Raw genomic sequence first — 14,379 nt, 5'->3', positions numbered from 1 at the left:
CTTCGCCACCCGCCCGCTGGGGAACTTTTTTGCACCCGTCAACCGACGGTTCGATCGTGGTTTACGAGACCGGCAACCGAACGATAGACGACGCCGTTGAGCGCGTGCTGGCGGGCGAGCGTCTGGACCGCCGCGACGGGCTGGCGCTGATCGCACAGCCGGTCGACGAGCTGGCGGCGGCGGCCGACGCGGTCCGCGCCGAGTTCGGCGACGGCACCGTCGACGCCTGCTCGATCGTCAACGCCAAGGCCGGCGACTGCGCCGAGGATTGTGGCTTCTGCGCACAGTCGGTCCACTTCGACACCGGCATCGACAACTATGGCTTTCTCGGCCCCGAGAAGATCCTCGAAGCGGCGAAGCGGGCCGAACGCGACGGTGCCCAGCGGTTCGGCATCGTCGTCGCCGAGAAGGGCGTCTCGAAGGAACACCGCCCGGAGGAGTGGGAAGAGGTCCTCGAAGCCATCAGGCTGGTCCGCGACGAGACCGACGTGGAGGTCGACGCCTCGCTCGGCATCCTCACCGAGGATGAGGCGGAGATCCTGGCCGAGGAGGGGCTCAACCACTACAACCACAACATCGAGACCTCCCCGAACTTCTTCCCGGAGATCGTCGATTCGCACTCCTTCGAGGACCGCGTCGAGACCCTGGAAGTCGCCAAGGGGGCCGGCATGGACCTCTGTGCCGGGGTCATCCTCGGCATGGGCGAGAGCCCGGCCGACCGCGTAGACGCGGCGATTGCCCTGCAGGACGTGGGGGTCTCCTCGCTCCCTGTGAACATCCTCAATCCCGTCGCGGGGACGCCGCTGGGCGAACGGTTCGACGACGGCGCGGCGATCACGACCGAGGAGATCGTCGCGACGATCGCCGTGTATCGGTTGCTCCACCCGGAGGCCAGGGTCAGGCTGACCGGCGGTCGCGAGGCCAACCTCGCCGAGGACGAGCAACACCTCCCGTTCGAGGCGGGCGCCGACGGCATGCTCACCGGCGACTACCTCACGACGGAGGGCCAGTCGCCCGCCGAGGACATCGAAGTCGTCGAGCGAGCGGGGCTGGAACCGAACACGGACGCTAACGGCTTCGACCCCGACGCGGTGAAGGCGCGCGCGGCCGACCGAAGGGAGGCCGCGGACGGAGCGAGCGGCGAAGCCGCGAGCCGCGACGGGACGGACACCGAGAGCGACATCGAGACCGCCGCGGGCAGCGCGACCAGCAACGTGTCCGACTGACGACGCGACTTCGACACTCAATCCATGGACGACGACGTGACATTCGCGGTACTCGGCACCGGTGGCATCGGCAGACGGACGCTCGACGTGGCGCGGCACAAAGACGGGCTCACCCCCGTCGCCGCCTGCGACCGCAACGGCGTCGCGGTCGATCACTCGGGACTCGACGTGGACGAACTGCTCGACGCGACCGAGGGCAACATCGCCTCGGGTCCCGAGGCGGACGGGGACACCCCGGCGACGCCCGAGAGCGACTACGCGTCGGACGGTGGGGCCGCTGCTGTCGAGGGCGGATCGGTCGACGACGGGACCGCGACGGCCACCGACGGCGTGAAGCAAGCCGGCGAGGACGCCGGCATCGTCGCCAGCGCGCAGGGCGAACCCACCGAGACACCCATCGACGACGTGATAGCCGAGAGCGACGGAATCGACGCCGTCCTGCTCGCGCTCCCGAACCTCGAACACGACTTCATCCCGCGGGTGGCCGAGCGCTTCGCCGGCGCGGGCTACGAGGGCGTCCTCGTGGACGTACTCAAGCGCTCGCGGGTTATCGGGATGCTCGACGACCGCACCGACGCCCTCGAAGAGAGCGGCATCACCTTCGTCTGCGGCGCGGGCGCGACGCCCGGGTTCCTGACGGGCGCGGCGGCGCTGGCCGCCCAGTCGTTCGTCGAGGTCGAGGACGTCGAGATCTGGTGGGGCGTCGGGCTCAAGTCGGGGTACGAGGACAACCGCGGGACCGTCCGCGAGGACATCGCCCACCTCGACGGCTACGACATCGAGACGGCTCGCGAGATGAGTGAAGAGGCGATCGAGGAGCTGATCGCCGAGCACGGCGGCCAACTGGAGTTCCACGACATGGAGCACGCCGACGACGTGCTCCTGGAGCGGGCCGGCATCTGCGACGCCGAGGACGTGTCGGTCGGCGGCGTCCTCGACGTGCGCTCCGACGAGAAGCCGACGACGACGACCGTCCGCGTCACCGGCACCACCTTCGACGGCGAGCGCGGCACCAACACCTTCGAACTCGACGACGCGACCAGTATGGAGGCCAACGTCAACGGCCCCGCGCTGGGCTACCTGAAGGCCGCCGTCCTCCGCAACCGCGCCGGCGACTACGGCGTCTACGGCCCCGCGGACGTCATGCCGAGTTTCTGAACGTCGCGGGCGCTCGATCCCCTCGTTCACCGTTCGCACGCTTCGACCAGCGTTTAGTCCCTCGCCCGCCCAGAACGGCCATGGTCGACATGGAGCCGTTCGGCGAGTACTGCGAGTTCGGCGGCGACCGGGTGTACCTGCTCGTAGCGCTCGCGCGGGCCAAGGAGAACGAGGGGACGACGAGCAATTCCGCCCCGGCGATCCGGAAGGTCGTCGAGGACGGGGACGAACTCGGCCGGAAGGCCGCCGAGCTGGACCACGCCGCCAGGCGGTTCGACGAGCGATTCAGGCTCTACCTGACGGCAAACGCCCGCGACGCGCTGAAAGCGACGTTCGAGCTCCGGCGGTCGATGGACGACTGGCTGGAGGGCCGGATCCACGGCGACGAGGGCGTCCGGGCGAAGTTCAAGCGGGTCGACAGCGAGTTCCTGTCGACCCTGCAGTCGGACGCGTGTCGCGACGAGACGAACTTCGTCTTCGACCTCGACGACGCGACCGCGGCCGACCGCGACGCCCTGATCGACGACTTGCGGAGTCACACCGAGGTCGCCCTCACTCGCGAGACGCCGAACGGGTACCACGTCGTCACCGAGCCGTTCGACTACAACGAACTCGCGACCGACATCGAGTACGAACTGAAGACAGATGGGATGGTCTTCGTCTCGTATCTCGACGGGTAGGGGTGAACGGTCGCGTCGCCGATCGGTCGCGACCCGACGACCGACCGAAAGGACGAGGGGCGGGCGGCCCCCGCCCACGGGTATGACCGACCGCGGTTTCGACCTCGACGCGCGGCTGCGGGAACGAGAGCGCGCGGGCCTGCGACGCCGCCTCGACCCCGCCGAGTCCGTCGGCGCGCGGACCCGCTTCAGTCCGGACCCGCGGGGTGGGGCTCCGGACTTCGGCGACCGATCGCTCGTGTTCGCCTCGAACAACTACCTCGGGCTCGCCAGTGACCGTCGGGTCCTCCAGGCCGCCGAGAACGCCGCCCGTTCGGTCGGGACCGGCGCCGGCGCCTCCCGCCTCGTCACCGGCGACACCGGCCTCCACCGGGCGTTCGAGCGCGACCTCGCCGACTGCAAAGGCACGGACAGGGCGCTGCTGTTCTCGTCGGGTTACGCCGCCAACGTCGGGACCATCGAGGCCCTCGGGCCGGACGCGGTGTTCTCCGACGAACTCAACCACGCGAGCATCGTCGACGGCTGCCGGCTCGGCGCCGACGAGACCGTCGTCTACGACCACGCCGACCCCGACGACCTGCGGGCGAAGCTGGCCCAGCGAGCGGCCGGGTCCCTGGACAGCGCGACCGAAGAGGACTGGCTCGTGGTCACCGACTCGGTGTTCTCGATGGACGGCGACGTGGCGCCCCTGACGGAGGTCTGTGACGCGGCCGAGGCGTTCGACGCGTGGGTGATGGTCGACGAGGCCCACGCGACCGGACTGTTCGACGACGGCGGCGGGGTCGTCCAGCGCGAGGGGCTGGCCGACCGCGTCGACGTGCAACTCGGCACGTGCTCGAAGGCGCTGGCGAGCCAGGGCGGCTACGTCGCGGGGGACGAGGCGCTGATCGAGTACCTGTTGAACGCCGCGCGCTCGTTCGTCTTCTCGACGGGGCTGGCGCCGCCGGCGGTGGGCGCCGCCCGCGAGGCGCTCCGGATCGCCCGCGAGACGGACCGAGCCGACCGGCTCTGGGCGACCGTCGCGACGCTCCGCGAAGGGCTGGAGTCGATGGGGTACGAGGTCCTCGGCGAGACGCAGATCCTTCCCGTCCTCGTCGGGGACCGCGACGACGCGCTGGCCCTGGGTGACCGCCTGGCCGACCGGGGGATCGAGGCGCCGGCGATCCGCCCGCCGACGGTTCCGGAGGGGACCGCCCGCATCAGGGTCGCACCGATGGCGACACACACCGACGAAGAGGTCGCTCGCTGTCTCGACGCCTTCGAGGCCGCCGGACGGGAGGTGGGTCTGCTGTGAGCGACGACCGGACGGGGCGTGCGTCGGAACTCCTCGTCGACGACGTGTCGGAGTTCGCGGTCGTCGGCACGGACACGGGCGTCGGGAAGACGGTCGTCACGGCGGGGCTGGTCGGGTGGCTCCGGAGGGCTGGGGTCGACGCGCGGGCCGTCAAACCGGCACAGACGGGCTATCCGCCGGACGACGACGCCGGTTTCGTGGCCGAGGCGTGCGGGACCGACGCGGCCGCGACCTGCCTCGAACGGCTGAAGCCGGCGCTCGCGCCGGCCGTCGCGGCCGAGCGCGAGGGCGTCGATCTGTCCTACGAGTCGATCCGCGACGGCTGTGCGCGCGAACTCGCCGATGCGGCGGTCGGCGTCGTCGAGGGCGTCGGCGGGCTGCGCGTCCCGCTGGCCGACGACCGGGAGGTCGTCGACCTCGTGGCGGATCTCGGTGCGCCCGCGCTGGTCGTCGCTGGCTCCGGGCTCGGGACGCTCAACCACACGGCGCTGACGGTCGAAGCGCTCGAACGCCGCGGGTGTGCGGTGGCGGGCGTCGTTCTCAACGAGTACGAGGGCGCGTCGGTCGCAGAGCGGACCAACCCCGACGTGCTCGCCGACATGACCGACCGCCCGGTCTGGACGCTCCCGCCGCTGGCCATCGACGAACCCGGCGACGCCGTCGCCGGCGTCCGCGAACACCTCCCGGTCGACGTGTTCCCGACTCACCGACGCGACGCGTCTCCGGCCGAATGACGCGGTCGCTCCCGGGCGTGGACCGCGGAACAAAGGGGAACGGTGGGGCGGGAGGCCCCAGCGTGTGACACTACGGAGCCAACTGGCTCCATCGGAAACGAAGGTTCGAGAGCGTAAAAGTGTACGCGATCGTTCGCGGTCCGAATCCCTACGTTACCGAGGTAAGACCCCGTTACCCGTCGAGCAAGACCCTTCCGAACTGCCGCGTCCCGGTTTCGAGGGCTGTTTCGGGTCCGCCGGTGCCCGCCTTCGTGTCGTCACTTCTCGCCGGTCTCGGCGTCGTCGTCGGGTTCGGTACCGCCGTCGGTGCCGGTGTCGTCGCCGGCCTCGGAGTCGGTATCGAGACTCGGTTCGCGGGCCGCGAACAGCCCGTCTAGGTCGGCGTGGTCGGCCAGGAGGTCGACCATCCGCTCGACGGTCTCGGGATCGCGGGTCCGCCCGGTCGAGAGCACGCTCTCGATCCGGTCGACGGTGACTTTGGTGTCGGACTGGACGAGCAGGACCGGCACGTCGGCCTCCGCCGCCTTGCCGAGGATGGCGCCGGAGGGTCTGAGCCCGCCGGTGAGGACGATCGTCTCGATGCCCGGTGCTTCGAGGGCGGCCGCCTGGATCTCCGAGCGGTCGCCGCCGGTTATCATGGCGGCGTTGCGCATCCGTCGGAAGTGGCGCAGCGCCGCGTCGCTGCCCATCGCGCCGACGGCGAAGCGCTCGACGAAGCCGTCGGTCGAGGCCTCGGGATTGAGGAGGTCGGCACCGACCGCGTCGGCCAGGTCCGCGACGGTGATGCCGGCCAGTTCCTGCACGCGCGGGACGATGCCGAGGACGGGGATGTCCCGCGCTTCGAGGAACGGCACCACGTCCGTGTTCAGCGAGTCGAAGTTCGCGTCCGCGACGGCGTTGAACAGCACGCCCGCGAGGTGGTCCTCGAACTGTCGGGCGGCGGCGAGCACTCCGTCCACGTCGGCCGGGTTGGCGTAGCCGCCGACGACGACCGTGCGAGCGTCGAGCAGCTCGGCCACGTCGGGGTCGGTCAGGCCGACGATGCCGCCGGTCTCCAGGCGGCCGCCGCCCTCCACGACGACGAGGTCGTAGTCGTCGGCGAGGGCGTCGAAGTGCTCTCGCACCCGCTCGCGGACCTCGCCGTCGCGGTTGCCGCGGATCGCCTCCTCGATGAACGCGGGGGAGTAGACGACGGGTTCGAGGTCGGCGAGGTCGGCCTCGATGCCGAGCATCTCCCTGGCGAGCAGCGGGTCCTCGTCGCGGGTCTTCCCGACGGGGCTCTTCAGTCGCGTGCCCTTCGGCTTGAAGTAGGCCACGTCGAGGCCGCGGTCCTGTGCGAGTTTCGCGACGGCGATCGCGATGGCTGTCTTGCCGGTGCCTTCTCCGGTCGAGGTGACGAATATCGGGTTCATAGCTGCTCCTGGTCGATGGTGAGTCGCACGTCGACGGCCTGTGCGCCGTCGGGGGTGGCGACGAGCGGGTTGATGTCCAGTTCCACGATAGCGGGGAAGTCGGTGACCAGCTGCGAGAGGCGCTGGAGCGTCTCGACGACGCTCCCCTCGTCGACCGGGTCGCGGCCGCGGGCGCCTCGCAACAGCGGCGCGGCGTCGATCTCGTCGAGCATCTCGCGGGCCGACGACTCGCTGACGGGTGCGACCCGGAGGGTCGTGTCCTCCAGCACCTCGACGAAGATGCCGCCGAGGCCGAACAGGACCAGCGGCCCGAACTGCGGGTCGCGGTTCATGCCCGCGATCGTCTCGACGCCGCTGTCCAGATCGACCATCTCCTGGACCTGCACGCCGAGGATCGTCGCGTCGGGCTGGTAGTTGCGCGCGCGGGTCACCAGGTCCTCGTAGGTGTCGCCGACTTCCCCGGGCGGGACGCCGACGGCGACGCCGCCGATGTCCGACTTGTGCAGGATGTCGGGGCTGACGATCTTCATGACCACCTCGCCGTCGGGTGCTATCCGCTCGGCGGCTTCGACCGCGTCCGAGCGGGCGTCGACGATATCGCCGTCGGGCGTCGGGATGCCGTAGGCGTCGAGCAGGTCCATCGCCTCGACGCCCAGTCGGTTGGTGTCGCGGCGGGCCGCCGATTCGAGGATCTCGCGGGCCGCCTCGCGGTCGACGTCGAACGTCTCCGGTTCGGTGTACTCCCGCTGGCCGATCTCGCGGTACGCCCGGAGTGCGTCGAGGCTGCGAACCGCGCGGGCGGGGTCGAAGTACGTCGGGATGCCGACCTGCGAGAGCCGTTCGTTGGCCTCGCGGGCCGAGGAGCCGCCCATCAGCGTCGCGGCGACCGGGACCTGGTGGTCGGCCTGTAACTCGACGACCGCGTCGGCCAGGACCTCGTAGGAGAGCGGCGCCGTCGGGCAGGCCAGCACGACCGCGGCGCCGACGTTCGGGTCGGCCAGCGCGATGTCTAGCGCCTCCGCGAAGCGCTCGACCGGCGCGTCGCCGATGATGTCGACGGGGTTGTAGACGTTGGCCTCGTCGGGGAGCGCCTCCTGGAGCCGCTCGACCGTCTCGTCGGTGAACGAGGCGAGCGAGAGGTCCGAGTCGCCGACGGCGTCGGTCGTCATCACGCCGGGGCCGCCGGCGTTGGTGACGATCGCGACGCCGTCGCGCTCGGGCAGGGGCTGCCCGGCGAGGATGCTCCCGAAGTCGAAGAGGTCCTGGACGGTGTCGACCCGGAGCACGCCCGCCTGGTCGAGCGCGGCCTCGTAGGCCTCCTCGGAGCCGGCGATGGCGCCGGTGTGGGAGGCGGCCGCGGAGGCGCCGGCCTCGGTGCGGCCGGACTTGACGACGACGATGGGTGTGTCCTGCGAGACCTCCCGGGCCGATTCGACGAACGCGCGGCCGTCGACCACGTCTTCGAGATAGCCCAAGATTACGTCGGTATCGGGGTCCTCGCCCCACTCGCGGACGAAGTCGGACTCGTCGAGGACGGCCTTGTTCCCCAGCGAGACGACGTTGTGGAACCCGAGGTTGCGGTCGTTGGCCCAGTCGACGACCGCGGTCACGAACGCGCCCGACTGGCTCATGAACGAGATCGACCCCTCCTGAGCGTTCTCGGGGCCGAACGTGGCGTTGAGACCGACACCGGTGTTCATGATTCCTAAACTATTGGGCCCGACGACGTTGAGGTCGTACTCGGCGGCCAGTTCCCGGAGCTCCCGCTCGCGGCGGGCGCCCTCGCTGCCGGACTCGCCGAAACCGGCGGTGATGACGACCACGTCGCGGATCCCCGCCTCTGCGGCCTCGCGGATGGCGTCGAGGACGATAGGGGGCGGCACCACGACGACGGCCACGTCTACGTCGGGGACGGCTCCGACACTGTCGTGGCTCTCCAGTCCCAGGACCTCGTCTTTCGTGGGGTTGACGGCGACGACGTCCCCCTCGAAGTCGGCGAGGAGGTTCGCCGTGATCGCCCGCCCGACCGACCCGTCCCGGTCGGTCGCGCCCACGACGGCGACTCGTTCCGGTCCGAAGAGCGTCGCTAGTTCGCCCATCTACTCCGACGTTCGACCCGACCGGCTTTATAGGCTACCCCGGCTTCTCACATCGCAAGAAGACGGGTGGGTGGATCGGGACTCCGGTCCCCGGCCGCCGCTAACGGCTCCACAGTCCGTCGCTCCGCCTACGAACCGCTCCGCCTCGCGGACCGCGTCTCCCCCGCGGGAGCGCAAGGATAAACCCGCTGGCACGTCCACTATCGGCGAATGACCAGAGACGAACTCGCGGCCTTCGACGAGGCGGTCCTCGAGTCGGTCGCGGCCGACCGCGACGTTGCCGTCGAGCGACTGACCGACATCGTCCGCACGCACCAGTCGAACGTGCGCGAGCTACCGGGCGTCGAGGACATCGTCTACGAGTGGCGCAACTACTTCCATCAGGACCCGCTCGTGGGGCGGACCGAGGGCGCGTACTACTTGGCGCTCCCCGAACACGTCTGGGCGGAGTTCACCGACGACCTCGGACTGGACGAGACGGAGAGCGCTGCCCTGCTGGCGGTTCACGACGCACAGGCGCGGGCCGCCCCGTCCGAGGCGGGCGTCGAGACGGGGCGGCTGGACGGCGACGCCGCGCTCGTGTTGACGCGTCCCTGAACCGTCACGATGCACGCACCTGCGAGGATTCGGGTCCAAAAGGACAATCTGTTTTGCCGAATCTGAAAAAATAGTTTTCGAATAGCAATCCTTATGCGTCGAGCGCCCGTCGATCCGGACGCAATGAGTACACAGAAACACGTGCGACAGGAAGCCGGGACGGTCGAGGAGAACTCGCTGCGGCTCGAACGGGGGAAGGCCGAGCAGATCGTCGAGGCGCTGAACGCGGACCTGGCGTCGACGTACGTGCTCTACCACCAGCTGAAGAAACACCACTGGAACGTGGAAGGCGCGGAGTTCCGCGACCTGCACGTCTTCCTCGGTGAGGCCGCGGGCAACGCCGAGGAGGCGGCCGACGAGATCGCAGAGCGGCTGCAGGCGCTCGGCGGGACGCCGGTGTCGAGCCCGACGAACATCGCCGAGACGGCGCCCGTCGAATCCGAAGGCGACGACGTGTACGACATCCGGACGTCGCTGGAGCACGACCTGGCGATCTACGGCGACAACATCGAGAGTCTCCGCGACCACGTCGAACTCGCGGCCGACCTCGGCGACCACGCTACCGCGGAGATCCTCCGCGAGATCCTCGTCCAGGTCGAGGAAGACGCCCACCACGTCGAACACTACCTCGAAGACGACACGCTGGTCACGCCCGAAGCCGTCGAGAAGTGAGCCCTACTGCCGGGGCTCGACCGTCAGGTCGGTCGCGATCCAGCCGTCGCAGTTGTCCGCTTCGGTGAGCACCGTTCGCGTCTCCGTCGCGGAGTGAGCGGCTATCCCCGGCCGCTCTTCGAAGTCCCGTTCGGCAGCCCGGTCGTCCGCGTCGACACTGGATCGGCCCCCCTCGGCCGACTCGTCCGTCGTTTCCATACTTCGATTTAGGCCCACCTAAACGAATAAGCGTTCCGGTCGGTCCCGTTATCCGACGAGGGTCGCGAATCCGTTCGGCGGAACGTCCGTCCGGAGTCGTGGGGATTGATTAGCTCGCTCGCATACCCCAGCCTATGGATCCGCTCTCGGTCGGTCTCGTCGGTTGTGGCAACATCAGCTCCCGGTATCTCGCCGCGGACGACGTCCACGACGCCTTCGAACTGGTCGCCTGCGCCGACCTGGACGCCGATCTGGCGCGCGAGACGGCCGCCGAACACGGGATCGAGGCGATGGCGGTCGACGAACTACTCGCCGCCGACGCGGTAGAGGCCGTGGTCAACCTGACGCCGCCCAGCGCCCACGTGCAGGTGATCACGGACGCGCTTGCGGCGGGCAACCACGTGTACACGGAGAAGCCCTTCGCCACGACGCCCGAGGAGGTCGCCGAGATCCGCGACCGGGCCGCCGAGTCGGACCTGCTCGTCGGGTCGGCGCCGGACACGTTCCTCGGCGCGGGGCTCCAGACCGCCCGGCGGGTCCTCGACGAGGGTCGCATCGGCGAGCCCGTGGGCGCGACCGCCCACTGGACCTCGCCGGGCCACGAGCTCTGGCACCCGAACCCCGACCTCTACTACAAGGAGGGCGGCGGGCCGCTGTTCGACATGGGGCCGTACTACGTGACCGCGCTCGTCTTTCTCCTGGGGAGCGCCGAGCGCGTCGCCGGCTCGGTCAGCCGCCCGCACGCCACTCGAACCATCGAGAGCGATCCGCGGAACGGCGAGGAGATCGACGTCGAAGTACCGACCCACGAGGCCGGCATCGTCGACTTCGCGAGCGGCGCGACGGCGAACCTGCTGATGAGTTTCGACGTCGAGGCCTCCACGATGCCGTTCCCCGCCTTCGAAATCTACGGCACCGAGGGGACGCTCGCGCTGCCGGACCCCAACCACTTCGAGGGGCCCGTCCGGATCCGCGACCACGAGGACGACGACTGGGAGACAGTCCCGCTGACCCACGAGTACACCGCCGGTCGCGGCGCCGGGCTGGCTGACCTCGCCTTCGCCGTCCGCAGCGACTGGGAACACCGCGCCAGCGGCGCGCTCGCCGGCCACGCCCTCGACGTGATGGCGGCCGTCCGCACGTCCTCCGAGGAGAGCGCGTTCGCGACCATCGACTCCGATCCCGGCCGCCCCGCACCGCTCCCCGCCGACTTCCCGGACGTGGACCTGTAAGTCCCCGACCCGCCGGTCCTGTCGATCACCCGTCCCGCGAGTGGTGACGTTTTTTCCGTCGGGCCTCGTTGGTCGGAACATGGCAGACGACTCCTCGGACGAGGACCTGGCGCGGCTGGTCACCGACCTCGTCCGGACGCTCCGCGAACTCGAGGACGAACTGGAGCCCCCGCGGCCCGACGAGGGGCCGCGCCTCCCGACGCCGCGGGACCTGCGCCGGTTCGCCAGCGAGGTCGCGATCCCGGGGTTCATCCTGATCCTGGAGACGAACATCCGCGCGCTCAGGCTCCTCCAGCGCGCGCTCCGGCTCGCCGACGGCGCCGAGACGGCGAGCCGCGAGACCGAACAGCTCCGCGAGCGGGCCAAATCGGCCAGCGAGTCGACGCTCTCGCGGCTCGACGAGGCGCTCGTCGGCCTCCAGGACGCCGTCGAGGGCCGACCGAACGACGACGAAGCCGCGGAGTTGCTCGACGACGCCCGAGAGTTGCGCGCGGAGATCCAGCGGCGGATCCGCGAGAGCACTCCCGACGACGGCGCGACCCGGTCGCCGGACGGGGACGCCGACGAGTCGTCGGGCGACGGCCGGGCCGACGCGGACGGCGACGGTGACGACGCCGTCTCGGTCGACGTCGACGCCGAGTTGGAGTCGATCAAGCGCGACCTCGACGACCTTCCGGACGCCGACGACGCCCCGACCGACGGTGAAGGCGAGGAGTCCGGAAACGGCGACGCCGGCGACAAAAGCGACGACGGACCGTCCTCCGACGCCTCGCCCGACGACGGGTCCGACGGTTCGAACCGCGAGTAGCCTGCCCCGTTCGTCGACTGCCCTCTCGGGTCGGACCGTCGGACGATATCTGGAACGGTCGTTCGGAATCGTAGCACCGAGAAAACATAATGATTTATTATCCACCACGATCATAGGTCGGAGTACCCATGACGCCAACCGAGCGGAGGGGGGACCGGCGCGTCGCGCTGCATCTCAGGGAGACGCTCCCGGAGCCGGCGGCGCGCCAGCGAGACCGACTCGCGGATAGACTGCGCGAACTCGAGGCGGCGGGGCAAGTCGATTCGTTCGAGGTGACGACCTGCCCGAAGCGCATCCGCCGTGAAGACCCGAAAGACGTAGCGGCGCGGGACCGCTACCTGTCGTTCTCGCGATGGGCGCGCGACCGCGGCGTGCGCTTGCTGCCGTTTTTCGCGACGCGCGAGTGCTACGCCGCGGACACCGGCGAGTTGTGCGACTGGCTGGTCTTCCCCGCGATCACCCTCGCCGTCTACGACGAGGGCGACCTCGTCGCCGTCTACCCGCACGCCGACGGCGAGGAGTACCGCTCGGTAGCGGATGGGTTGTCTGCCCTCGCCGGGGACGCCGACGACCCTGTCGGCGACCGCACCTCTGTGGTGCCCGCCGACTGAACCCTGCTGTCAGCCACCGCAACCACCCCAACCACCCCAACCCTGCCACCCCGGCGAGGCGGGCCGGCCTCGCGCCGGTCCGGATTCTCCGCAGAAGACCGACCGTGAGCGCTGTCCGAGCCAGCTCAGACCGGCTCGAACCGGTAGCCGTCCCACTCCTGGCTCTCGGGGACCTTGATGCCCGCTTCGGGGTCCCGAAGCTCCTCGACGTAGGTCGGTTCGACCGCGTCGCCCGTCTCGACCTCGTCGATCGTGACCTGCCCGACCGCGCGGACGTAGTCGTCGGCCAGGTCATCTCCGTCGAGGTCGAACTGGACGATGGCGATCGTGTTCGGTGCCCGCACTCCGGGCGGGGTCGCCGTCGACTTCGTCCAGGTGACGACCTCGCCGGTGCGCTCGGAGAGATCCAGCGTCTCGGTCTGTTTCGCGCCGCAGTCGGGACACAGCGTGTGCCCGGGGTAGGTGACGTGGCCGTGCTCGCAGACGTGGGCGTCGAACGACATTATCGTGCCTCCATGATGGTGGTGATGACGCAGTTTCCGAACCCGCCGACGTTACAGGCGAGGCCGGTGTCGGCCTCGACCTGTCGCGGCCCCGCCTCACCGACGAGCTGTTTGTATATCTCGTAGCCCTGTGCGACCCCGCTGGCGCCCAGCGGGTGGCCCTTCGACTTGAGCCCGCCCGAGGTGTTGATCGGCAGTTCGCCCTCTCTCTCGGTGCGGCCCTCCTCGACCTGCTTCCAGGCCTCGCCCTGCTCGGCGAAGCCACAGCCCTCCATCTGGAGGAACTCCAGGATGGTGAACATGTCGTGGAGTTCGGCCACGTCGATATCGTCGGGACCGATACCGGCCATCTCGTAGGCGTCGTCGCTCGACTGGACGACCCCGCCCATCACGGTCGGGTCGTCGCGCTCGTGGACGACGTGGGTGTCCGTGGCGCCCGAGATACCCGAGACGACGGCGTAGTCGTCGGTGATCTCCTTCGCGCGCTCCTCGGTGGTGAAGACCATCCCCGCGCTGCCGTCGGTGATCGGGCAGAAGTCGTACAGCCGGAGCGGGTCGGCGACGATGGGGCTCTCAAGGGCGGTCTCCTCGTCGATCTCCTTCCGGAACTGCGCGTGGGGGTTGTCGACGCCGTTTTTGTGGTTCTTGACGGCGACTTTCGCCAGCGAGTCCCGCGGCGCGTCGAACCGTTCGAGGTAGTGCCGAGCGGTCATCCCCGCGAACGAGGGCAAAGTCAGGCCGTGTTTGTACTCGGCGGGGTGGGTGATCGAGGCGATGATGTCCGTCGACTCGGCAGTCGAGCGGTGGGTCATCTTCTCGCCGCCCACCAGGAGGGTCATGTCGCTGGCACCGGAGGCGACCGACTGCCAGGCCTCGTAGATGCCCGCGCCGCCCGAGGAGGAGGTCTGGTCGACCCGCTCGCTGTACGCCGGCATCACGCCCAGGTCGTGGGCGAGGGCGTTCATGATCCCCGTCTGTCCCTGGAACTCGCCGCTGGACATGTTCGAGACGTAGAGGTGATCCACGTCGTCGGGCCCGATGTCGGCGTCGTCGAGCGCGGCCTCGCCCGCCTGGGCGATCAGCTCCTGTATCCAGGCGTCGCGCTCGCCGAACTTCGTCATCGACGCGCCGATCACTGCGACTGTCATGTGTGCC

The 14,379-nt window shown here is 69.8% G+C and carries 15 protein-coding genes; 10 read left to right on the top strand and 5 right to left on the bottom strand.

Annotated elements, in window-relative coordinates; genetic code table 11:
- Positions 1-56: 56 nt before the first annotated feature.
- The 5 genes from bioB (at position 57) to bioD (ending at position 5,092) form a co-directional block, all read left to right on the top strand.
- A complete protein-coding gene (gene bioB, locus C475_RS13945; protein WP_006884493.1) occupies positions 57-1,226 on the top strand; it encodes a biotin synthase BioB in 1,170 nt (389 codons plus the stop codon).
- A gap of 24 nt (positions 1,227-1,250) precedes the next feature.
- Positions 1,251-2,384, top strand: a complete 1,134-nt coding sequence (locus C475_RS13940) for a hypothetical protein (protein ID WP_006884492.1) — start codon at positions 1,251-1,253, stop codon at positions 2,382-2,384.
- An 80-nt stretch (positions 2,385-2,464) separates the two neighbouring features.
- Complete coding sequence (locus tag C475_RS13935) at positions 2,465-3,064, top strand: hypothetical protein (RefSeq protein WP_006884491.1); 600 nt, start codon at positions 2,465-2,467, stop codon at positions 3,062-3,064.
- 82 nt (positions 3,065-3,146) lie between these two features.
- Positions 3,147-4,358 (top strand): aminotransferase class I/II-fold pyridoxal phosphate-dependent enzyme, encoded by a 1,212-nt coding sequence (locus C475_RS13930; RefSeq protein ID WP_006884490.1) that lies wholly within the window; start codon positions 3,147-3,149, stop codon positions 4,356-4,358.
- Positions 4,355-5,092 (top strand): dethiobiotin synthase, encoded by a 738-nt coding sequence (gene bioD / locus C475_RS13925; protein WP_006884489.1) that lies wholly within the window; start codon positions 4,355-4,357, stop codon positions 5,090-5,092. Before C475_RS13930 ends, bioD begins: the two co-directional genes overlap by 4 nt.
- A 257-nt stretch (positions 5,093-5,349) precedes the next feature.
- On the opposite strand, the gene C475_RS13920 is transcribed toward bioD, so the two are convergent.
- Together C475_RS13920 and C475_RS13915 are read right to left on the bottom strand one after the other, a co-directional pair.
- Positions 5,350-6,504: a phosphotransacetylase family protein gene (locus C475_RS13920; RefSeq protein ID WP_006884488.1), complete on the bottom strand. Its 1,155-nt coding sequence runs from the start codon at positions 6,502-6,504 to the stop codon at positions 5,350-5,352.
- Entirely contained in the window at positions 6,501-8,603 is a 2,103-nt protein-coding gene (locus C475_RS13915) for an acetate--CoA ligase family protein (RefSeq protein WP_006884487.1), read from the bottom strand. Before C475_RS13915 ends, C475_RS13920 begins: the two co-directional genes overlap by 4 nt.
- Before the next feature lie 210 nt (positions 8,604-8,813).
- Here C475_RS13915 and C475_RS13910 point away from each other — a divergent pair, with 210 nt between their 5' ends.
- Together C475_RS13910 and dpsA are read left to right on the top strand one after the other, a co-directional pair.
- Positions 8,814-9,200 (top strand): hypothetical protein, encoded by a 387-nt coding sequence (locus C475_RS13910; protein ID WP_006884486.1) that lies wholly within the window; start codon positions 8,814-8,816, stop codon positions 9,198-9,200.
- 123 nt (positions 9,201-9,323) lie between these two features.
- Complete coding sequence (gene dpsA, locus C475_RS13905) at positions 9,324-9,872, top strand: DNA starvation/stationary phase protection protein DpsA (protein WP_006884485.1); 549 nt, start codon at positions 9,324-9,326, stop codon at positions 9,870-9,872.
- Between the two features lie 3 nt (positions 9,873-9,875).
- On the opposite strand, the gene C475_RS13900 is transcribed toward dpsA, so the two are convergent.
- Entirely contained in the window at positions 9,876-10,070 is a 195-nt protein-coding gene (locus C475_RS13900; protein WP_006884484.1) for a hypothetical protein, read from the bottom strand.
- Between the two features lie 134 nt (positions 10,071-10,204).
- Here C475_RS13900 and C475_RS13895 point away from each other — a divergent pair, with 134 nt between their 5' ends.
- From C475_RS13895 to C475_RS23910, 3 genes are all read left to right on the top strand, one after another.
- On the top strand, positions 10,205-11,302 hold the full coding sequence (locus C475_RS13895; protein ID WP_006884483.1) for a Gfo/Idh/MocA family protein: 1,098 nt from the start codon (positions 10,205-10,207) through the stop codon (positions 11,300-11,302).
- Positions 11,303-11,381: 79 nt separating this feature from the next.
- Positions 11,382-12,110: a DUF7547 family protein gene (locus tag C475_RS13890; RefSeq protein WP_006884482.1), complete on the top strand. Its 729-nt coding sequence runs from the start codon at positions 11,382-11,384 to the stop codon at positions 12,108-12,110.
- Between the two features lie 128 nt (positions 12,111-12,238).
- Positions 12,239-12,721: an HTH domain-containing protein gene (locus tag C475_RS23910; RefSeq protein WP_006884481.1), complete on the top strand. Its 483-nt coding sequence runs from the start codon at positions 12,239-12,241 to the stop codon at positions 12,719-12,721.
- A gap of 125 nt (positions 12,722-12,846) precedes the next feature.
- Here C475_RS23910 and C475_RS13880 read toward each other — a convergent pair whose 3' ends face one another.
- Entirely contained in the window at positions 12,847-13,224 is a 378-nt protein-coding gene (locus C475_RS13880; protein WP_006884480.1) for a Zn-ribbon domain-containing OB-fold protein, read from the bottom strand.
- Complete coding sequence (locus C475_RS13875; protein ID WP_006884479.1) at positions 13,224-14,372, bottom strand: thiolase family protein; 1,149 nt, start codon at positions 14,370-14,372, stop codon at positions 13,224-13,226. Before C475_RS13875 ends, C475_RS13880 begins: the two co-directional genes overlap by 1 nt.
- Between the last annotated feature and the right edge of the window lie 7 nt (positions 14,373-14,379).

It is taken from the genome of Halosimplex carlsbadense 2-9-1 (genome assembly GCF_000337455.1).
Classification (GTDB): Archaea; Halobacteriota; Halobacteria; order Halobacteriales; family Haloarculaceae; genus Halosimplex; species Halosimplex carlsbadense.
The sequence above is the reverse complement of the archived record's forward strand: the minus strand, read 5'-3'. Positions and strand labels throughout refer to the sequence as shown.